Below are 18,380 nucleotides of genomic sequence, written 5' to 3' on the forward strand. Positions count from 1 at the left end.
ATGAGACGTCGATGAGCCAGGCGCAGGAGCATGAGCAGAACGGGGCCGGCGGGCCTGCGGTGCCGCAGACCCGCACCGCGCGGCACCGCCGGATCGTGGACATCCTCAACCGGCAACCGGTGCGGTCGCAGAGCCAGTTGGCGAAGCTGCTGTCCGACGACGGGCTGAGCGTCACCCAGGCGACGCTCTCCCGGGACCTCGACGAGCTCAACGCGGTGAAGATCCGCAACACCGACGGCGACCTGATCTACGCGGTGCCCAGTGAGGGGGGCTTCCGGACCCCCCGGGCGCCGCTCGGGGAGTCGGCGAAGGAGGAGCGGATGCGGCGGCTCTCCCAGGAGCTGCTGATCTCCGCGGAGGCGTCCGCGAACCTGGTCGTGCTGAGGACACCGCCGGGCGCGGCCCAGTTCCTGGCGTCGGCGATCGACCAGGCCGAACTGCACGACATCCTGGGCACGATCGCGGGGGACGACACGCTGATGCTGATCAGCCGTGACCCCACGGGGGGTCAGGCTCTCGCCGAGCACCTGCTGCGGCTGGCACAGAACGGCCACTGAACGGGACGCTGGCGGTAGGCGGTAGGCGGTAGGCGGTAGGCGGTAGGCGGCAGGCGGTAGGCGGCAGGCGGCAGGCCGTCGGGCCGCCGGGTGGTGTGGGGCAGGCGGCCGGGCGCGCGCCGTCCGTGGCTCGTCGCGCCGTTCCCGGCGCCCCGAGGCGGGGGCGCTCACCCGAGTCGGGACGCCAGGCCCTCTGTGCACCGCACCTCGTCGCCGGCCGTGATCAGCAGGGCCTCCACGTCCGGGAGCGACTCCAGCCAGCGCAGGCCGTCCCGTGAGCCCATCGCGAACGCCGCCGTCGCCCAGCAGTCCGCCCAGGTCACGCTGGGCGCGACGACGGTGACGGCGACCAGGTCGGTCACCGCCGAGCGGCCGGTGCGCGGGTCGACGATGTGGGCGCCCCGCTCGGCCGTACCGGAGGTCGCCACGGACAGCTCGGTCGTACCCGCCGCGGACACCACCGCCGCCAGTCCGCCCGGCCGCAGGGGATCGGCGACCCCCACCCGCCAGGGCCGCTGCGGCTCCGGCGCCCCCAGCAACTGCACGTCGCCGCCGCCGTTGAGGCTGACCCCCGTCGCCCCGGCCGCCGTGAGGGAACGGGCCGCGCGTTCCACCGCCCAGCCCTTGACGACACCCGTCGGGTCCAGTCGGCCCTCGTAGCGCGTGCTGAACCAGCCGTCGCTCAGTTCCTCGGCCCTGGCCCCCAGCTCCAGGACCTCGGCGACCTCCGGATCGCAGTCGGTGACCGTCAGCTCGCCGCGCGCCAGCCGGGAGATCTGGCTGTCGTCGCGGTAGGTGCTGAAGACGGCGTCGACGCGGTGCAGACCGGCCACGGCCCGCTCCAGGGCAGCTCGCACGGCTTCGGGATCCCCGCCGCGGACGTCGAAGGAGAAGACGGTCCCCATGACCTCCTCCGTGTGACGCACCGCGGCGGGAGCCTTCGAGGGTCCGGTCACCGTGTCAGCCACCGGCCTGGTCCAGCGCGGACTGCAGCGACTGCTTGTATCCGGCGCTGGTGTACGTCGCCCCCGAGACCGCGTCGATGTCCGCGCTGCCCGCCGCCACCGCCGCCTGGTTGAGCTTGGGCACGGCGTTGCCGGAGATCTGGTCGCTCTGCCCGCCCTTGGGCTGCTGGACCGCCTCCGCCTTGGTGATCTTGCCGCCGCTGACGGTGACACGGACCTGGACCGGGCCGTACTGCGTCTGGGCGACCGAGCCGGTGACGGTCTTGGGGGCGGCTGCCTCGGCACCGCCCGGGCTCTGGGAGGGGGCAGGCGTGGACGAGCCCGACGCGCCCGAGGAGGCCGCCGCGTTCGCCTTGTCGATGGCCGACTGGAGCGACTTCTTGTAGCCGGCGCTGGTGTAGGTCGCCCCGGACACCGCGTCGATCTGCGCGCTCTGTTTCGCCAGCACGGCCGCGTTGAGCTTCGGCACCGCGTTGCCGGTGATCTGGTCGCTCTGGCCGCCCTTGGGGGCCTGCACCGCCTCGGCCTTGGTGATCTTGTTGTTGCTGAAGGTGATACGGACCTGGACGGCTCCGTACTGGGTCTGCGCGGCGTCCCCGGTGGCCGTGCCGGTGGCGCCCTGGGCACCGCCCTGCGCGGACTCCTGGGCCGCCGCGGTCGCCTGCGGGGCCGCGCCGCCCGCCGCGGAGGCGGAGGCCGGGTCGCTCGCCGGCTTCAGCGCCAGCAGCAGCACGATCCCGGAGACGGTGGCGGCGCCGGCCAGGACGACACGCCGTACGGGGTGACTCTTCCTCATCGCTAGAACAGCTCCTGAAGTCCCGTCGCTCACATCTCGAACGACTCGTGATGGATGCGGCGGGCGGGCACACCCGCACCGCGCAGTGCTTCGTAGACGCCCTGTGCGAAGCCGGGCGGCCCGCACATGAAGACGTCGTGGTCCTCGATGTCCGGCAGCTTCTGCCGCAGCCGCTCCGCCGAGATGTCGGGCCGCTCGCCGTCCGGACTGTTCACCGCGTACATCAGCCGCGCGCCCCGCTCGTCGGCGATGGCGGCCAGCTCGTCCCAGAGCGCCAGGTCCTGGGTGCTGTTGGCCCGGTAGAGCAGGGTGATGTCACCGGCCGCCCCGGGCAGCGTCTCGAACAGGGCCCGCATCGGCGTGATACCGACCCCGCCCGCCACCAGCAGCACCTTGCCGCGGCTGCGCCGCTGGGCGGTCAGCGCGCCGTAAGGGCCCTCGGCCCACACCTTGGTGCCGGGCGTCAGCTCGCGCAGCCGGGAGGTGTGGTCGCCGATCGCCTTGACCGTGATGCGCAGCATGTCCGGGCGCGGCGCCGCCGACAGGGAGTACGGGTGCGAGCTGAACCGCATGCCCGGCGCCTTGAACCGCCAGCGGAAGAACTGTCCCGCCTCCGCGCCCATCCGGTGCAGCTTCCTGCCGCCGATGAGCACCGACACGATGCCCGGGGTCTCCTCGATGACCGCCTCGACGTACATCCGGTGGCGCAGGTTGAGGCGGATCGGGGTCAGCACCCGGTACCAGAGCACCAGCGCGGTGACCACGCCGTACAACCCGTACCAGAAGGTCTTCGCGGCCGGTTCGACGGCGAACTCGTTGCCGGTGGTGATCTGGTGCCAGAACGTCAGGTACACCACGGCGTAGGTGAGCAGGTGCACGTGGTACCAGGTGTCGTACGGCAGCCGGCGGCGCACCCCGCCGATCGACAGCAGCGCGACGACCAGCAGCAGCCCGGTGCCGATGGCCGCCTTGCCCATGTCCGGCAGGGTGGTGATCAGGTCGATGAACTGCTGCACCACGTCGCCGAGCGTCCTGCCCGCCTGGAGCGCGTATCCCCAGGTGATGAGGAAGACGTGCGCGATGACCAGGCTCACCGTGTAGCGGCCGCTCATCGCGTGCCAGCGGGCGACCCGGTCCGAGCCGACCCGTCGCTCCAGCGCGGGCACCCGGGCCATCTGGAGCACCACGAGCGCCATCAGGTAGCCGGCCAGCAGACCGGTGATGCGGCCCGCGGCGACGATCCGGGCGGTGTTGTCCGCGAGGGACGGTGTGTTGTCCCACCACAGCCACAGCACCGCGGCCGCGCCCGCCCACAGGGCGATCACCAGCGGGACGGCCGGGGAGCGGCGCGGGCGGATGCGGCGCATCGTCTGGCGGCGGGCGGCGCGGCCGCCGGCGAGCGTGGTGGTCACGGTTCCTCCGGGAGCGGGGCAAGGGGGTTGGCGTGGTCCCCTGGCCCTGAGGTACGTGCCGCGACGCCCGGGTGTTCAGTCTCCGTTCGAGTTCGAGGCGGACTGGAGTGACTCGGGGTAACCCTCAGTACCGCGTGATCGCCGTACGCCCGCTCGTGGTGCCGATCGCGATGTGCGGCTCGGCGTCGGGCTCGGCCCAGTCGAGGATCCGCCGCATCGCGCCCGCGGACACCGACACGCATCCCGCGGTCGCCCCGGCGCCGTTGACATGGAGGAAGATCCCGGCACCCCGACCACGCACCGGCCGGCTGTAGTTGAAGCCGATGACCAGGGCGTACGCGTACTGCTTCGGGTACGTGACCAGATGCTCGGCCTCCGCGGCCCGGCAGTCCGCCGCGCGCGGCTCGCTCCAGCGGTTGTAGGAGCGGGAGTCGTTGTCCTGGCACCACCAGGAGTGCGCGCGCACGGGGCGGTACGGGTAGGAGGTCCCGTCCGGCGCGGCCTTGATGCCGAAGGCGAACGGCAGGTGGTAGAGCCCCGTCGGGGTGGTGTTCGTGCCCTGCTCGCGTGCGGCGCCCTCGACGAGCCCGCCCGCGCCGAACCGGGCCCTGACCGACCCGGCCTTCACCCACCGCCCCTCACGCCGGTCCCACCAGGTGACGGTCCCGGTGGTCGAGCCGCTCCGCGCGGCGACCGCGGTGATCAGCTGGGTGCCGCCGCCGGTGTCGGCCATCCGGGCGGGCAGCGGCGGCCCGCCGCCGGACGCGCCGGTGAGCACGAGCAGGGACGCGGTCACGACAGCCGTGGCGACGGTGGGGGAGCCCATGGCTCAGACCGTAGAGGGAGGCAGCGGCAACGGCAGCCCGGGTAGGCCGTCCAGGCTCGTGGCGATGTGCTCCTTCTTGGCGAAGTAGGCACTGAGCGACGCGTCGTCCTCGCGGGCGAAGCGCCTGGCGTGCAGGTCGCGGTCCTCGTCGTACGTCATGAAGGGCACCGCGTAGCCGCAGGAGTCGCGGACCGTCTGCGCGGTCACGAGGATGATCGCGCGCAGTCCGTGCAGGCTCGGGTCGATGTCGGGGAAGTGGCCGAGCAGTTCCCCGAAGCGGGGGTCGTCGCGCAGCACGGCCTCGCCGCGCCCGTGCACCCGGACGATGTTGGGCGGCCCCTGGAACGCGCACCACATGAGGGTGATCCGGCCGTTCTCCCGCAGGTGAGCGACGGTCTCCGCGGTGGATCCGGCGAAGTCCAGGTAGGCCACGGTGAGTTCGTCGAGGACCGCGAAGGAGCCCTTGAGGCCCTTGGGGGAGAGGTTGACCGTGCCGTCGCCGGAGAGAGGGGCGGTCGCGGTGAAGAAGAGGGGCTGCGCCTCGATGAAGTCGCGCAGCCGGCCGTCTATGCGTGCGTAGGTCTTTCCCATGTCTAACGATTATGGGAGCGACTCTTTTGCCTGTCTAAGGAATTGCCGCATTGGCCTCGGAGGCATCCGCGTCGGAGCCATTCGCGTCGGCGGCATTCGCCCCGGAGGCATCCGCCTCAAGGACACCTGCCGCGGAAGCGCCCGTCTCGGGGCCGGCCGGGGTCTGGCCCGGACATGCCGTGGCCGCCCCGGCCGGCGCTGAACTCGGGGCGGCCACAGCACCTGTCACGTCACTTGGTGACCGTGCAGGTGGCGAGAGCGTCCAGACCCTGGGGCTTGGCGGCGGTGCGGCCGATGGAGATGGCGATGCGGTCGATGGTCGACTTCCGCTTGTCCGCCAGCGGGCCGAGGATGGCGTTCTGGACGAAGTTGGGGCCGCCCTGTCCGACGGTGTCGACGAGTCGCTTGTTGGCCTCGGCGATCTGGGTCTGGAGGAGGGTGAGGTTGCGGGTGACCTCGGCCTGTGCGGTGGCGGGGATCGCGGGGAGCTTGGAGGCCACGTCCGGGCACGAGATGGTGCCGACACCGGCGTTCCCGGCGTTGTTCCCGGCCCCCTGACCGTTGCCCTGCTGGCCGGCCCCGTTGTTCGCCCCCTGGCCGTTGCCCTGCTGGCCGGCGCCGGTGTTCGCGCCGGCTCCCGCGCCGTTCCCGGCCGCGCCGCCCGCGTTCAGGGAGCACGGTGCGAGGGCGTCCAGGCCCTGGGGCTTGGCGGCGGTGCGGCCGATGGCGGTGGCGATGCGGTTGACGGTGGCCACCCGCTTGTCCTTGAGCGGGCCGAGGATGGCGTTCTGGACGAAGTTGGGGCCGCCCTGTCCGACGGTGTCGACGAGTCGCTTGTTGGCCTCGGCGATCTGGGTCTGGAGGAGGGTGAGGTTGCGGGTGACCTCGGCCTGTGCGGTGGCGGGGATCGCGGGGAGCTTGGAGGCCACGTCCGGGCACGAGATGGTGCCGGGGGAGGCCAGGGTCCGGGCGTCGGTGGCACCGCCGCTCTTGGAGCTCTCCCCGGCGAGGGCGGAACCGGCGATCACCGCACCGGTCAGCACGAGGGCGGTGGCACCGCCGATCAACGCGACGCGGCGCTTGTTGTACTTCGGAAGAGCCCTGGACATGCGGATGCCTCACAAGGGTCGGGGTGTCGTCGTTTACAAACGCGGCGCCTGCGTTCGGGGAGAGGTACGGGTAAGCGGTTTCACTTGTTCAAAGGATCTTCAGATCCATGCCGGAGGATCCTGAATTGACGAATCATGCAGTGCACTGCATACTCATGCAGGTACTCAGGTGGGTACTCATGCGTGACAGTGAACGCGGCATGATCCGGCGCAGACGCACCCCGACCCCTCTAGGAGCAACGCAAGTGAGCAGCAACAGCGGTGACGTTCGGCTCTGGGGCGCCCGTTTCGCCGACGGCCCGGCCGAGGCCCTGGCGAAACTGTCCGCGTCCGTGCACTTCGACTGGCGCCTCGCGCCCTACGACATCGCCGGTTCGCGGGCCCACGCGCGCGTGCTGCACAAGGCGGGCCTGCTCACCGACGACGAGCTGACGCGGATGACCGCGGGCCTGGACCAGCTCGCCGCGGACGTCGCCGACGGCTCCTTCGTGGGCACCATCGCCGACGAGGACGTCCACACCGCCCTGGAGCGCGGCCTGCTGGAGCGTCTCGGCCCGGACCTCGGCGGCAAGCTGCGCGCCGGCCGGTCCCGCAACGACCAGGTCGCGACCCTGTTCCGGATGTACCTGCGGGACCACGCCCGGATCATCGGCAGTCTGATCGCCGAGCTCCAGGACGCGCTGATCGGCCTCGCGGAGGCGCACCCGGACGTGGCGATGCCCGGCCGCACCCACCTCCAGCACGCCCAGCCGGTGCTCTTCGCCCACCATGTCCTCGCGCACGCCCAGGCCCTGTCCCGGGACGCGGAGCGGCTGCGCCAGTGGGACGAGCGCACGGCCGTATCGCCGTACGGCTCGGGAGCCCTGGCCGGGAGCAGTCTCGGCCTGGACCCGGAGGCGGTGGCGAAGGACCTCGGCTTCGAGCGCGGCAGCGTCGGCAACTCCATCGACGGCACGGCCTCCCGTGACTTCGTCGCGGAGTTCGCCTTCATCACGGCGATGATCGGGGTGAACCTGTCCCGGATCGCCGAGGAGGTCATCATCTGGAACACGAAGGAGTTCTCCTTCGTGACCCTGCACGACGCGTTCTCCACGGGCTCGTCGATCATGCCGCAGAAGAAGAACCCGGACATCGCGGAACTGGCCCGCGGCAAGAGCGGCCGGCTGATCGGCAACCTGACGGGTCTGATGGCGACCCTGAAGGCCCTCCCGCTCGCCTACAACCGCGACCTCCAGGAGGACAAGGAGCCCGTCTTCGACTCCTGCGACCAGCTCGAGGTCCTGCTCCCCGCCTTCACCGGCATGATGGCCACCCTCACCGTCAACCGCGAGCGCATGGAGGAACTGGCCCCGGCCGGCTTCTCCCTCGCCACCGACATCGCCGAGTGGCTGGTCAAGCAGGGGGTGCCCTTCCGCGTGGCCCACGAGGTGGCCGGCGAGTGCGTCAAGGTCGCGGAGGCCGAGGGCAAGGAACTGGGCGACCTGACGGACGAGCAGTTCGCGAAGATCTCGCCGCATCTGACGCCCGAGGTCCGCTCGGTCCTGAACGTGCCGGGCGCGCTGGCCTCCCGCGACGGCCGCGGCGGCACGGCCCCGAGCGCGGTGGCGGTGCAGCTGGCGGAGGTCAAGGCGGACGTGGCCGCACAGCACGAGTGGGCAGCGGAGAAGCGCTCTTAAGGGCCTCGGGGGACCGCACGTCAGACCCCGGTGGACCCGCCCCGCCCAGGAGCCGCGACCACCCGAGCTCCTGGGCGTGCGGCTCCCTCGCCGCAGGTCGTCGCGCGTTACGTTGGGTCCCAGACCGTCACCGGACCCGACCGAACGGAGCCCGCGATGCCCTTCGCCCGCCTGGCAACGGCGACCACCCCCACCTGCCACATCGGACTCGGCCTCGCAGCCGTCGGGCGCCCCGGCTACATCAACCTCGGCCGGGACGAGGACCTCGGGGAGAACCGCACCGTCGACGCCCTGCGCGCCCGCACCCATGAACTCCTCGACGCCGCCTACGCCCAGGGCGTCCGCTACATCGACGTGGCCCGCTCCTACGGCCGCTCCGAGGAGTTCCTCGCCGACTGGCTCGGAGCCCGCCCCGAGATCGACGACATCGTCGTGGGCAGCAAATGGGGCTACACCTACACCGCCGACTGGACCACCGACGCCGAGCGGCACGAGGTCAAGGACCACAGCCTCGCGACGTACGAGCGTCAGCGCGCCGAGAGCGCCGGGCTGCTCGGTGAGCGCCTGGACCTGTACCAGATCCACTCGGTGACCCCGGACAGCCCGGCCCTCACCGACAAGGAGCTGCACGCCAGGCTGGCGGAGGCGGCCGCCGCGGGCGTGAGCATCGGGTTCTCCACCAGCGGCCCCGCCCAGGCCGACGCCGTCCGGGCCGCCCTCGCCGTCACGGTCGACGGGGAGCCCCTCTTCCGTACCGTGCAGTCGACGTACAACATCCTGGAGACCTCGGCCGCCCCCGCCCTGGCCGAGGCCCACGACGCCGGACTCACGGTCATCGTCAAGGAGGGCATGGCCAACGGCAGGCTCGCGGACCCGTACGCGCCGGACGCCCTGAAGGCGGTCGCCGCGGAGACGGGCCTCGGCTGCGACGCGGTCGCCCTCGCCGTGATCCTGCGACAGCCCTGGGCCGGCGTCGTCCTCTCCGGTGCCGCCACCGCCGGCCAGCTCGCCTCCAACCTGCACGCCGCGGTCGTGGACCTGGACGAGGACCAGCTGGCCCGCCTCGCCGGGCTCGTGGAGGAGCCGCAGGCGTACTGGGCGCGGCGCGGGCAGTTGCCCTGGCACTGACAGCAAACGCCGCTCGACGGCCATGCGTGAGACGTCCATGCCCATGATGAGACGAGACTGTCTCACATGGGCTACCCTTGTCTCATGGCTGTCGATCGTGACCATGTGCTGCGCAGTGCCGCGGCCCTGCTGACCCGCAAATCCACCGCGACCATGGACGAGGTCGCGAAGGCCGCCGGGCTCAGCCGCGCCACCCTGCACCGGCACTTCGCCGGGCGGGACGCCCTCGTGCGGGCGCTGGAGGCGCTCGGCATCGCGGAGTGCGAGGCCGCCCTGGACGCGGCCCGCCCCGCCGAGGGGCCCGCGAGCGACGCCGTGCGGCGGCTGGTGCGTGAGATCGAACCCGCCGCCGGGCTGCTCGCCTTCCTCTACAGCGAGAACCAGCTGTTCGAGGGCGGGGAGCAGAACGCGGGCTGGACCCGGATCGACCAGCGCATCTCCGCGCTGTTCCGGCGCGGACAGGACAGCGGTGAGTTCCGTATCGACCTCAGCCCCGTCTGGCTCACCGAGGCGGTGTACGGCCTGCTGGCCTCCGGCGCCTGGGCGGTGTCGGAGGGCCGGGTCGCCCGCAAGGACTTCACCTTCATGATCACCGAGCTGCTGCTCGGCGGCGCACTACGGAGAGAGGAATCATGACCAGCACCCTGCGGCCGGCGTCGACGACCGAGGCGGTGACCAAGCGCCCGGGCCGTTGGCTCGCGCTGTCCGTCCTCGTCCTCGCCGTGCTGCTGGTGGCCGTCGACGCGACCGTCCTCGGTCTCGCGACCCCTTACATCAGCGAGGACCTGAAGCCCTCGGGCACGCAGCTGCTGTGGATAGGCGACGTCTACTCGTTCGTCATCGCCGGTCTGCTCGTCTCGATGGGCAGCCTCGGCGACCGTGTGGGCCGCAAGCGGATCCTGCTCGTCGGCGCCACGGCGTTCGGCGCGATCTCGGTCCTCAACGCCTACGCCACGTCACCCGAGTTGATGATCCTCGCCCGTGCCCTGCTGGGCGTGGCGGGCGCGACCCTGATGCCGGCGACCCTGGCCCTGATCCGCAACCTCTTCCACGACCCGCGCGAACGCAGCCTCGCCGTCGGCATCTGGGGTGCGACCGCCTCCGCCGGCACGGCGATCGGCCCGATCGCGGGCGGCTTCCTGCTCGAACACTTCTGGTGGGGCTCGGTCTTCCTGATCAACCTGCCCGTGATGGCGGTCCTGGTCGTCGTCGGCGTCAAGATGCTGCCGGAGTCGAAGAACCCGAACCCCGGCCCGTGGGACATGCTCAGCGTCACCCTGTCCCTGGTCGGCATGATCGCCCTGGTCTACGCCGTCAAGGAGACCGCCAGCCACGGCGCCACGGGCGGGAGCCTGGGCGTCGGCCTGGTGGGCGCGGCAGCCCTGTTCTGGTTCGTCCGCCGTCAACTGACCCTGCCGACACCGCTGCTGGACATGCGGCTGTTCCGCAACCGCGGTTTCAGCGCGGCCGTCCTGGCCGACCTGCTGACCATCCTGGGCCTGTCGGGGCTGGTGTTCTTCCTCTCCCAGTACCTGCAACTGGTCCAGGGCAGGCGCCCGTTGGAGGCCGGCCTGGCCGAACTGCCCGCGGCGATCGGCGCGGTGGCGGCGGGCCTGCTCGCCGGCCGCGCGGCCCGCCGCTACTCGGTCCGCTCGGTGGTCGCGGGCGGACTGGCGGCGGTCGGCCTCGCCCTGGCCTCGCTGACGGTGATCGACCAGTCGACGGGCTACCCGCTGCTGGGCGCGGCCCTGCTGGTCGTCGGCATCGGCGCGGGCTTCTCGTTCACGGTGACGGCGGACGTGATCCTCTCCAGCGTCCCGAAGGAACAGGCGGGCTCGGCGTCGGCGGTCTCGGAGACGGCCTACGAACTGGGCGCGGCCCTCGGGATCGCCGTACTGGGCTCCGTCGTGACGGGCGTGTACCGCGACTTCACCGGCCCGGCGGGCACACCGGACGGGGCGCACGAGTCGCTGGGCGGCGCGGTGGAGGCGGCGGCCGGGATGCCGGCGCAGCAGTCGGCCGCACTCCTGGACTCGGCGCGGCAGGCCTTCGTGGACGGTCTGTCACGGGCGACGGGCCTGGGGGCGGCGGTCCTGCTGGCAGCGGCGGTGGCGGCCTGGTTCATGCTGAAGGAACAGCGCCTGGAGAACGCCGCGTAGGGGACGCACCTCAGGGGCGCGGGGGACTGCGCGACCAGCCCCCGCAGCCCCGCGGCCGAAGTGCTACGCGGCCTCTTTCGCCTTGGTCGCGTACATGTCCACGTACTCCTGACCGGACAGCCGCATGACCTCGGTCATCACGGAGTCCGTCACCGCCCGCAGCACATAGCGGTCCCGGTCCATCCCCTCGTACCGGGAGAACTCCATCGCCTCCCCGAAACGGACGGTGACGCGGCCGGGCCGCGGGAAGCCCGCACCGCCCGGCTGCACCTTGTCCGTGCCGATGATGGCGAACGGCACGACGGGCGCCCCGGTCATCAGGGCGAGCCGGGCGATCCCGGTGCGCCCGCGGTAGAGCCGGCCGTCGGGGGAGCGGGTGCCCTCGGGGTAGATGCTGAAGACCTTGCCCTCCTCCAGCACCCGGCGGCCGGTCATCAGCGCCGCGACCCCGCCGCGCCCGCCGTCCCGGTCGACCGGGATCATGCCGCAGCCGGTGAAGAACCAGGCCATCAGCCGGCCCTTGAGGCCCTTGCCGGTGACGTACTCGTCCTTGCCGATGAAGAACACCTGACGGTCGCAGAAGAGCGGCATGATCATCGAGTCGATGAACGTGAGGTGGTTGCCGGCGAGGATCACCGGGCCGTCTCCCGGGATGTGCTCCGCGCCCTCCACCCGTGGGCGGAACATCAGGCGCATGATCGGTCCGAGCACTGCCTTGATGAGCGCGAAGCGGGACAACGGACCCTCCGGTGCCAAGTGAATCGGTATATGTCTGTGCAGGTGAGGACGATACTCGCGGTGACCGGGGTCGTGCACATCGGGTGCGGCGCGTTCATCGAGGTCTTACACGGTGTTGACGCTGGTTCACCTGCGGGGGCGTGCGCCGCGCGGTCCGTAACCTGACGGCCATGGTGTGACGGAACTCGCCTCCGCCTCTGACAGGCCGTCACCTCCGCCCTCACGGGTGACATCCAGCGTCACCCGCGTCTCCCTCCGGGGTGACATCCGGCGTCACCCGCGAATCCCTCCGGGTGACATCCAGCGTCACCCGCGTGTTCCCCCGAAGGTCTCCCGTCAGTCATGTACACGCACCTACGATCGGGCCGCACCGAAGAGCCGACGCAGGGAGGGCCTCATGGGAACGCAGGACTCGGACGAGCAGGCGGGCGGGACCGGGCGGCGGGCGCTCCTGGGCGCCGCGGTGCTCGGCGCGAGCGGGGCCGTGCTCGGCCTGCCGGGTACCGCGAGAGCGGGCGAGACGCGCCATGGTGGAGGCGTGAAGAGCCTGCCCGTGCCGACGATCATCGGTCACCGGGGCGCCAGCGGCTACCGTCCGGAGCACACCCTCGGTTCGTACCAGCTCGCCCTCGACCTCGGCGCCCATGTCGTCGAGGCCGGCGACCTGGTGCCCACCCGGGACGGTCACCTCGTCTGCCGCCACGAACCGGAGATCGGCGGCACGACGGACGTCGCGGACCACAAGGAGTTCGCCGACCGCAAGGCCACCAAGGTGCTCGACGGGGTCCCCGTCACCGGCTGGTTCACCGAGGACTTCACCCTCGCCGAGCTGAAGACGCTGCGCGCGATCGAGCGCATCCCGGCCAACCGCCCCCACAACACCCTCTACAACGGGCGCTGGGAGATCCCCACCTTCGAAGAGGTCCTGAAGTGGCAGGACGAGCAGACCCGCAAGCGCGGCCGCCAGGTGTGGATCTACCCCGAGACCAAGCACCCCACGTACTTCCGCAAGCTGGGCCTCGGCCTGGAGGAGCGGGTCGCGAAGCTGCTGCGCAAGTACGGCAAGGACAGGCGGAACTCGCCGGTCATCCTCCAGTCCTTCGAGCCGACCAGCATCCAGCGCCTCAACACGCTGGTCGACAACCCGCTGGTGGTCCTGCTCTCTGCCGCGAACAGCCGCCCCTGGGACTTCGTCGAGACGGGCGACCCGCGCACGGTCGCCGACCTGATCACGCCCAAGGGCCTCAGGGAGATCGCCGGCTACGCCCAGGGCATCGGCCCGACCCTCGACCTGGTCATCCCGAAGGACGCGAACGGCAACCTCACCACGCCGACCACGCTCGTCGCCGACGCGCACAAGGTGGGGCTGATCCTGCACCCGTACACCATGCGCAACGAGAACCCCTTCCTGCCGGCGAACTTCCGCAAGGGCACCGACGCCGACGCCTACGGCGACGTCTTCGGCGCCTACCGGGCGTACTTCGCCACCGGCATCGACGGCGTCTTCACCGACAACCCGGACACCGGCCTGCTGGCCCGCGAGGACTTCGTCAACGGCTGAGCGGCCGCCCCCGGTTGGGGTGACATGTGGCCGTCCGGGCAACCCCCGCCCGGGCGGCCGCGTCGTCAGGCACATGTCGCACGACCTGCTCACCTCCCTGCGTCCCCTGCTCACCGCCGAGGCCTCGGCCGAGGCACATGCCACCGGTACGGAACCGGGCGATCTGGAGCAGGCGGTCTGGCTCCGCCTCCTGGAACGCCTCGACGCCGACGGACCGCCCACGGACCCGCAGGGCTGGCTGCGCCGCGCGGTCCGCTCCGAGTCCCGCCGCACCCGCCGTACGACGCGGATCGAACGGCCGTATGAGGCCGACCCCGCGGACGACGCGGACCGCACCCCCGAACACCTCGCCCTCGCCGCGGCCCGCGGCCGGGCCCTGCGGGACGCCGTACGCCGACTGCCGGGCCGCTGCCCGAGGCTCATGGAGGCGCTGCTCTCCCCGATGGACCTCACGTACCGGGAAATCGCGGGGGAGTTGGGTATCTCACAGGGCAGTCTCGGCCCGGAACGTTCCAGATGCCTGGGTTGTCTCCGACGTTTGCTCACACCGGAGGTTGCGGCCCGGGGAGGGCGGGGATAGGAGTGAGGGACGACAGGCGATCAGGTGAGCGGGAGGCGTGCGCACATGGGCATGAGCGTGACCATCTCGGTGGCGACCGAGCAGGACGCGGAGCAGATCTTCAGGCTTCAGTACCTGTGCTTCCAGAGCGAGGCGGCGTTGTACGGCAACTACCGCATCGATCCGCTCGTCCAGACACTGGACTCGGTCCGTGAGGAGGTCGCCGCGGACTGCGTCTTCGTGGCGCGGCTCGGCGAGGAAGTGGTCGGCTCGGTGCGCGGCCGCACCACCGAGGACGGCTCCGCCGCCATCGGCAAGCTCTGCGTCCACCCCCGCCTCCAGGGCCACGGCATCGGCGCCCGCCTCCTCCGGGCGGCGGAATCCGCCCTGACGGAGCAGCGCGGCGCCACCAGGTTCCGCCTGGAGGCCGGCCACCGCAGTGAGGGCAACCTCCGCCTGTACCGCAAGGTCGGCTACGAGGCGGTCGGCACGTCGAAGGGCGCGGACGGCGTCCCGATGATCATCCTGGAGAAGCCCGCGGGGACGTACGCCGCTACGGCGTAGCGGGAGCCGTCCGGGCCTTGCGCAACCAGAAGATCGCCGACAGCGGCAGCAGTACGGGGATGAAGACGTACCCCATGCCGAAGTCGGACCAGACGGTCGCGTCGGGGAACGCCGACGGCTCCACCAGCGTCCAGGTCCCCACCGTCAGCACACCCACCAGCTCGGCGGCGCAGCACACCAGCGCCGCCTTGCGGGCGGTCTCCCCGCCGCGCACCAGGGTGTAGGTGATGAAGCCGTAGACCAGGCCGGCGAGGGCGGACAGGGAGTAGGCGAGCGGCGCCCGGTCGAACTCGGTCGCGATCTGGTAGGCCGAGCGCGACACCGCGCCGACGACCATCACGCCGTACAGCCACACCAGCAGGGTGCCCGGCCCGCTGACCAGCCGGTTCCTCGTCGACTCGCCCTCCGTCACGGGCACCTCAGCCTCCCCAGATGTCATAGAGCCGCACCTCCAGCACGGCCAGCACCACACCGCCGGCCGCGACCGTCACCGAGCCCCACTTGGACCGCTCGGTCAGCGACATCAGCCCCGCCGCCGGGACGCACGCGAACGCGCCCAGCAGATACGCCACGAAGATCGTCGTCCCCTGCTCGGGCTTCTCGCCCCGCGCCAGCTGCACGATCCCCACCACCAGCTGCACGAGCGCCAGCAGCGACACCACGCCCATCCCGATGAAGTGCCAGTCCTTCGTGGGCTCGTCACGGTAGGCCGCCCAGCCGCACCACGCGGCGAGCACGAGCGCGGCGACGCCGGTCGCGAGCGTCAGGGCATCAAGCATGTCGGCGAGCTTATTACGCAGGACGGGACCCCCGGCGCGCGGGCCTGACCACCGGACGCGCTCGCCCGCCCCGCTCGGACCCGCAGTCCCGGCCCCACCGGCGGAAACCGGTCGCGGAACCGGTTCGGCCCCCTCCAGCAACGCTCCAGCGACCCTCCAGCGGCGGCGGGTACGGGGGGCGACCGGACGAGCCCGCCCGCCCCCGTAGGGTCGGGACCATGACGATCCACGCGCAAGCCCTGCTCTTCGACAACGACGGCACCCTCGTCTCCTCCCTCGCCTCGGTGGACCGCTGCTGGCGGCAGTGGGCCGGGGAGTACGGGATCACGGCCGAGGAGTTCGGGCGGGTCGAGCTGCACGGTCGTACCGCCGCCGAGATAGCCGCCGACCTGCTGCCCGCCGAGGTCGTGCCCGAGGCGGTCGCGCGGATCGAGACGCTGGAGGTGGAGGACGTGCCCAACGGCGGTGTCCAGCTGCTTCCCGGCACCACGGACTTCCTCGGCTCCCTCCCCGCCGACCGCTGGGCCGTCGTCACCTCCGCCACCCGGCGGCTCGCCGAGGCCCGCCTCGACGCGGTCGGCATCCTGCCCAAGACCCTCGTCGCCGCCGAGGACGTGACGCGCGGCAAGCCCGACCCCGAGCCCTACCTCCTCGCCGCCCGCGCGCTCGGCGTGGACCCGGCCCGTTGCGTGGTCTTCGAGGACGCCCCCGCCGGTCTCAGGGCCGGTCGCGCCGCCGGCATGACCACCGTGGCGTTGACCACAACCCACCGGGCCCACGAGCTCGACGCCGACCTGGTGGTCGAGAACCTCTCGGCCTTGTCCGCCCTGGTCACGGACGCCGGAGTGGAGATCTCCGTCCGCCCCTGAACCCTGTCCGCCGGTGTCCAGCATGCGGACAACACCGGTTGGTAAGGACCATACGTCTGCTTTACTGATTCCATGACCACGACGAGCTGCCGCACCCTTGCGACCGAGGCGACCCTGACGCCCGGTGCTCGTTGTATGTGTCGAATGTGCGCCTTCTAGAGGGCCCCCGCACCACCTGAGGCTCGCGCCCCGAAGCGAGCAGCCGTGGCATGTCCGTACCAGCTCCGTTCGTACGTGACCGTGCTGCCCCGCGCACACCCGTTCCTCTCGTACCAGGGCACACCCACGCCCGCGTACGGATCTCGACAGTGATGGAATCCCAGTGATCACCACATCGGGCCTGACCAAGGTCTACCGCTCACGCGGCCGAGAGGTCACCGCCCTCGACGGCGTCGACCTCCACGTCCGCGAAGGCGAGGTCTACGGCGTCATCGGGCAGTCCGGCGCCGGCAAGTCCTCGCTGATCCGCTGCGTCAACCTGCTGGAACGCCCCACCGCCGGCACGGTCACCGTCGCCGGGCAGGACCTCACCGCCCTCGCCGGGCGCGGTCCCCGGGCCGGCCGGGAACTCCGCCAGGCCCGCAGCCGTATCGGCATGGTCTTCCAGCACTTCAACCTGTTGTCCTCCCGGACCGTCCAGGACAACGTCGAACTGCCCCTGGAGATCCTCGGGAAGTCCGGCAAGGAGCGCTCGCGCAAGGCCCTGGAGCTCCTCGACCTGGTCGGGCTCGCCGACAAGGCCAAGGCGTACCCCGCCCAGCTCTCCGGCGGTCAGAAGCAGCGAGTCGGCATCGCCCGCGCCCTCGCGGGCGACCCCAAGGTGCTGCTCTCCGACGAGGCCACCAGCGCCCTCGACCCGGAGACCACCCGCTCGATCCTCCAGCTGCTGCGCGACCTGAACCGGCAGCTCGGGCTCACCGTCCTGCTCATCACCCACGAGATGGACGTCGTGAAGTCGATCTGCGACTCCGCCGCCCTCATGGAGAACGGCCGCATCGTCGAGTCCGGGACGGTGAGCGAGCTGCTCGCCACTCCCGGCTCCGAACTCGCCGCCGCGCTCTTCCCGCTCGGCGGCGAGGCCACCGGCGACGACCGTACCGTCGTCGACGTCACCTTCCACGGGGAGGCCGCGACCCAGCCGGTCATCTCCCAGCTGTCGCGCACGTACAACATCGACATATCGATCCTCGGCGCCGCCATCGACACCGTCGGCGGCCTCCAGGTCGGCCGGATGCGCATCGAACTGCCCGGCCGCTACGAGGACAACGTGGTACCGGTCGGCTTCCTGCGCGAACAGGGCCTCCAGATCGATGTCGTCGGCGAAGACCTGCTGGTGAAGGAAGGTGCCAAGTGACCTGGTCCGAGATGCAGCCCCTGCTGGAGCAGGCGTGTTGGGACACCCTCTACATGGTCGGCTGGTCCACGGTCATCGCCGTCGTCGGCGGCCTCCCGCTCGGCGTCCTGCTGGTCCTGACCGACCGGGGCGGGCTCCTCCAGAACGTCCTCGCGAACAGGGTCATCGGGCAGGTCGTGAACGTCGCCCGCTCGATGCCGTTCATCATCCTGATGGTCGCGCTGATGGGCTTCACCCGCTCCCTCACCGGGACGACCATCGGCCGCGAGGCCGCGATCGTGCCGCTCGCCATCGGTGCCATCCCGTTCTTCGCGCGCCTGGTCGAGACGGCGGTCCGCGAAGTGGACGGCGGGCTCGTGGAGGCCGTGCAGTCGATGGGCGGCAACACCTGGACGATCGTCCGCAAGGTGCTCGTCCCCGAGTCCCTGCCCTCCCTGATCGCCAGCACCACCACCACGATCGTCGCCCTCATCGGCTACTCCGCCATGGCCGGCACCGTCGGCGCGGGCGGACTCGGCGACATCGCCATCCGCTACGGCTACCAGCGCTTCGAGACCGAGCTGATGTGGATCACCGTGGCGATCCTCGCCGTCGTGATCTCGCTCATCCAGTTCGCCGGCGACTACGCGGCCCGCTCCCTGTACAGCCGGGGCGGACGCGGGGGCGCCGAGCCGAAATTGCGGCTGCTGAAGGCGGCCACAGCGGACACCAAGACCGTCTGACCCACCCCCGAAAAA

20 protein-coding genes are annotated in these 18,380 nt (G+C 71.5%); 11 read left to right on the forward strand and 9 right to left on the reverse strand.

From position 1 onward, the window contains the following. Positions 1-11 precede the first annotated feature (11 nt). On the forward strand, positions 12-557 hold the full coding sequence (locus ACH41F_RS25320; protein ID WP_391242104.1) for an arginine repressor: 546 nt from the start codon (positions 12-14) through the stop codon (positions 555-557). Positions 558-724: 167 nt separating this feature from the next. Here ACH41F_RS25320 and ACH41F_RS25325 read toward each other — a convergent pair whose 3' ends face one another. The 6 genes from ACH41F_RS25325 to ACH41F_RS25350 all read right to left on the reverse strand — a co-directional run bounded on the left by ACH41F_RS25325 (position 725) and on the right by ACH41F_RS25350 (position 6,256). Further along, on the reverse strand, positions 725-1,525 hold the full coding sequence (locus tag ACH41F_RS25325) for an FAD:protein FMN transferase (protein WP_398837644.1): 801 nt from the start codon (positions 1,523-1,525) through the stop codon (positions 725-727). After that, positions 1,518-2,318 (reverse strand): FMN-binding protein, encoded by an 801-nt coding sequence (locus tag ACH41F_RS25330; protein ID WP_398837646.1) that lies wholly within the window; start codon positions 2,316-2,318, stop codon positions 1,518-1,520. Before ACH41F_RS25330 ends, ACH41F_RS25325 begins: the two co-directional genes overlap by 8 nt. Before the next feature lie 29 nt (positions 2,319-2,347). Then, the gene (locus ACH41F_RS25335; protein WP_398837648.1) at positions 2,348-3,730 is read right to left on the reverse strand and encodes a ferric reductase-like transmembrane domain-containing protein; all 1,383 of its coding nucleotides are present in this window, start codon (positions 3,728-3,730) and stop codon (positions 2,348-2,350) included. Positions 3,731-3,854: 124 nt separating this feature from the next. Next, a complete protein-coding gene (locus ACH41F_RS25340; RefSeq protein ID WP_391242116.1) occupies positions 3,855-4,556 on the reverse strand; it encodes a L,D-transpeptidase family protein in 702 nt (233 codons plus the stop codon). A gap of 3 nt (positions 4,557-4,559) precedes the next feature. Next, a complete protein-coding gene (locus ACH41F_RS25345; protein ID WP_398837650.1) occupies positions 4,560-5,147 on the reverse strand; it encodes a pyridoxamine 5'-phosphate oxidase family protein in 588 nt (195 codons plus the stop codon). Positions 5,148-5,377: 230 nt separating this feature from the next. Next, positions 5,378-6,256, reverse strand: a complete 879-nt coding sequence (locus ACH41F_RS25350; RefSeq protein WP_398837651.1) for a hypothetical protein — start codon at positions 6,254-6,256, stop codon at positions 5,378-5,380. Positions 6,257-6,501: 245 nt separating this feature from the next. Here ACH41F_RS25350 and argH point away from each other — a divergent pair, with 245 nt between their 5' ends. The 4 genes from argH to ACH41F_RS25370 all read left to right on the forward strand — a co-directional run bounded on the left by argH (position 6,502) and on the right by ACH41F_RS25370 (position 11,219). Further along, entirely contained in the window at positions 6,502-7,932 is a 1,431-nt protein-coding gene (gene argH / locus ACH41F_RS25355) for an argininosuccinate lyase (protein WP_398837652.1), read from the forward strand. 156 nt (positions 7,933-8,088) lie between these two features. Next, the gene (locus ACH41F_RS25360) at positions 8,089-9,060 is read left to right on the forward strand and encodes an aldo/keto reductase (RefSeq protein WP_398837654.1); all 972 of its coding nucleotides are present in this window, start codon (positions 8,089-8,091) and stop codon (positions 9,058-9,060) included. Between the two features lie 84 nt (positions 9,061-9,144). Next, a complete protein-coding gene (locus ACH41F_RS25365; protein WP_398837655.1) occupies positions 9,145-9,696 on the forward strand; it encodes a TetR/AcrR family transcriptional regulator in 552 nt (183 codons plus the stop codon). Beyond that, on the forward strand, positions 9,693-11,219 hold the full coding sequence (locus tag ACH41F_RS25370) for an MFS transporter (protein ID WP_398837657.1): 1,527 nt from the start codon (positions 9,693-9,695) through the stop codon (positions 11,217-11,219). Before ACH41F_RS25365 ends, ACH41F_RS25370 begins: the two co-directional genes overlap by 4 nt. A 63-nt stretch (positions 11,220-11,282) precedes the next feature. Here ACH41F_RS25370 and ACH41F_RS25375 read toward each other — a convergent pair whose 3' ends face one another. Beyond that, on the reverse strand, positions 11,283-11,957 hold the full coding sequence (locus ACH41F_RS25375; protein ID WP_391242139.1) for a 1-acyl-sn-glycerol-3-phosphate acyltransferase: 675 nt from the start codon (positions 11,955-11,957) through the stop codon (positions 11,283-11,285). Positions 11,958-12,354: 397 nt separating this feature from the next. On the opposite strand from ACH41F_RS25375, the gene ACH41F_RS25380 reads away from it, so the two are divergent. The 3 genes from ACH41F_RS25380 (at position 12,355) to ACH41F_RS25390 (ending at position 14,641) form a co-directional block, all read left to right on the forward strand. Further along, positions 12,355-13,518 carry a glycerophosphodiester phosphodiesterase family protein gene (locus ACH41F_RS25380; RefSeq protein WP_391242142.1) on the forward strand — a complete coding sequence of 388 codons (1,164 nt, stop codon included), beginning with the start codon at positions 12,355-12,357 and terminating at the stop codon, positions 13,516-13,518. Between the two features lie 73 nt (positions 13,519-13,591). Next, positions 13,592-14,098: an RNA polymerase sigma factor gene (locus tag ACH41F_RS25385; RefSeq protein ID WP_398837658.1), complete on the forward strand. Its 507-nt coding sequence runs from the start codon at positions 13,592-13,594 to the stop codon at positions 14,096-14,098. 45 nt (positions 14,099-14,143) lie between these two features. Next, a complete protein-coding gene (locus tag ACH41F_RS25390) occupies positions 14,144-14,641 on the forward strand; it encodes a GNAT family N-acetyltransferase (protein ID WP_391242148.1) in 498 nt (165 codons plus the stop codon). Here the strand turns inward: ACH41F_RS25390 and ACH41F_RS25395 are convergent. Together ACH41F_RS25395 and ACH41F_RS25400 are read right to left on the reverse strand one after the other, a co-directional pair. Then, entirely contained in the window at positions 14,631-15,080 is a 450-nt protein-coding gene (locus tag ACH41F_RS25395) for a hypothetical protein (protein ID WP_391242151.1), read from the reverse strand. The two genes, ACH41F_RS25390 and ACH41F_RS25395, sit on opposite strands and share 11 nt — an antisense overlap. After that, positions 15,061-15,420: a hypothetical protein gene (locus ACH41F_RS25400; RefSeq protein WP_391242153.1), complete on the reverse strand. Its 360-nt coding sequence runs from the start codon at positions 15,418-15,420 to the stop codon at positions 15,061-15,063. Before ACH41F_RS25400 ends, ACH41F_RS25395 begins: the two co-directional genes overlap by 20 nt. 218 nt (positions 15,421-15,638) lie before the next feature. Here ACH41F_RS25400 and ACH41F_RS25405 point away from each other — a divergent pair, with 218 nt between their 5' ends. The 3 genes from ACH41F_RS25405 to ACH41F_RS25415 all read left to right on the forward strand — a co-directional run bounded on the left by ACH41F_RS25405 (position 15,639) and on the right by ACH41F_RS25415 (position 18,365). Next, complete coding sequence (locus ACH41F_RS25405) at positions 15,639-16,289, forward strand: HAD family hydrolase (RefSeq protein WP_398837660.1); 651 nt, start codon at positions 15,639-15,641, stop codon at positions 16,287-16,289. Between the two features lie 322 nt (positions 16,290-16,611). After that, on the forward strand, positions 16,612-17,643 hold the full coding sequence (locus ACH41F_RS25410; RefSeq protein ID WP_391242160.1) for an ATP-binding cassette domain-containing protein: 1,032 nt from the start codon (positions 16,612-16,614) through the stop codon (positions 17,641-17,643). Beyond that, positions 17,640-18,365, forward strand: coding sequence for a methionine ABC transporter permease MetI (locus ACH41F_RS25415; RefSeq protein WP_391242163.1), 726 nt, complete (start codon positions 17,640-17,642; stop codon positions 18,363-18,365). Before ACH41F_RS25410 ends, ACH41F_RS25415 begins: the two co-directional genes overlap by 4 nt. The last annotated feature ends 15 nt before the right edge of the window (positions 18,366-18,380 follow it).

The sequence above is a fragment of the Streptomyces sp. NPDC020489 genome (genome assembly GCF_044386545.1).
Lineage (GTDB): Bacteria > Actinomycetota > Actinomycetes > Streptomycetales > Streptomycetaceae > Streptomyces.

What these genes read in the sequence shown, in the direction of transcription:
- ACH41F_RS25365 (WP_398837655.1), top strand. Translation starts at nt 9,145, where the DNA reads ATGGCTGTCGATCGTGACCATGTGCTGCGCAGTGCCGCGGCCCTGCTG.
- ACH41F_RS25380 (WP_391242142.1), top strand. Translation starts at nt 12,355, where the DNA reads ATGGGAACGCAGGACTCGGACGAGCAGGCGGGCGGGACCGGGCGGCGG.
- ACH41F_RS25400 (WP_391242153.1), bottom strand. Translation starts at nt 15,420, where the DNA reads ATGCTTGATGCCCTGACGCTCGCGACCGGCGTCGCCGCGCTCGTGCTC.
- ACH41F_RS25340 (WP_391242116.1), bottom strand. Translation starts at nt 4,556, where the DNA reads ATGGGCTCCCCCACCGTCGCCACGGCTGTCGTGACCGCGTCCCTGCTC.
- ACH41F_RS25345 (WP_398837650.1), bottom strand. Translation starts at nt 5,147, where the DNA reads ATGGGAAAGACCTACGCACGCATAGACGGCCGGCTGCGCGACTTCATC.
- ACH41F_RS25405 (WP_398837660.1), top strand. Translation starts at nt 15,639, where the DNA reads ATGACGATCCACGCGCAAGCCCTGCTCTTCGACAACGACGGCACCCTC.
- ACH41F_RS25390 (WP_391242148.1), top strand. Translation starts at nt 14,144, where the DNA reads ATGGGCATGAGCGTGACCATCTCGGTGGCGACCGAGCAGGACGCGGAG.
- ACH41F_RS25360 (WP_398837654.1), top strand. Translation starts at nt 8,089, where the DNA reads ATGCCCTTCGCCCGCCTGGCAACGGCGACCACCCCCACCTGCCACATC.
- ACH41F_RS25320 (WP_391242104.1), top strand. Translation starts at nt 12, where the DNA reads ATGAGCCAGGCGCAGGAGCATGAGCAGAACGGGGCCGGCGGGCCTGCG.
- ACH41F_RS25350 (WP_398837651.1), bottom strand. Translation starts at nt 6,256, where the DNA reads ATGTCCAGGGCTCTTCCGAAGTACAACAAGCGCCGCGTCGCGTTGATC.
- ACH41F_RS25330 (WP_398837646.1), bottom strand. Translation starts at nt 2,318, where the DNA reads ATGAGGAAGAGTCACCCCGTACGGCGTGTCGTCCTGGCCGGCGCCGCC.
- ACH41F_RS25385 (WP_398837658.1), top strand. Translation starts at nt 13,592, where the DNA reads ATGTCGCACGACCTGCTCACCTCCCTGCGTCCCCTGCTCACCGCCGAG.
- ACH41F_RS25395 (WP_391242151.1), bottom strand. Translation starts at nt 15,080, where the DNA reads ATGACATCTGGGGAGGCTGAGGTGCCCGTGACGGAGGGCGAGTCGACG.
- ACH41F_RS25370 (WP_398837657.1), top strand. Translation starts at nt 9,693, where the DNA reads ATGACCAGCACCCTGCGGCCGGCGTCGACGACCGAGGCGGTGACCAAG.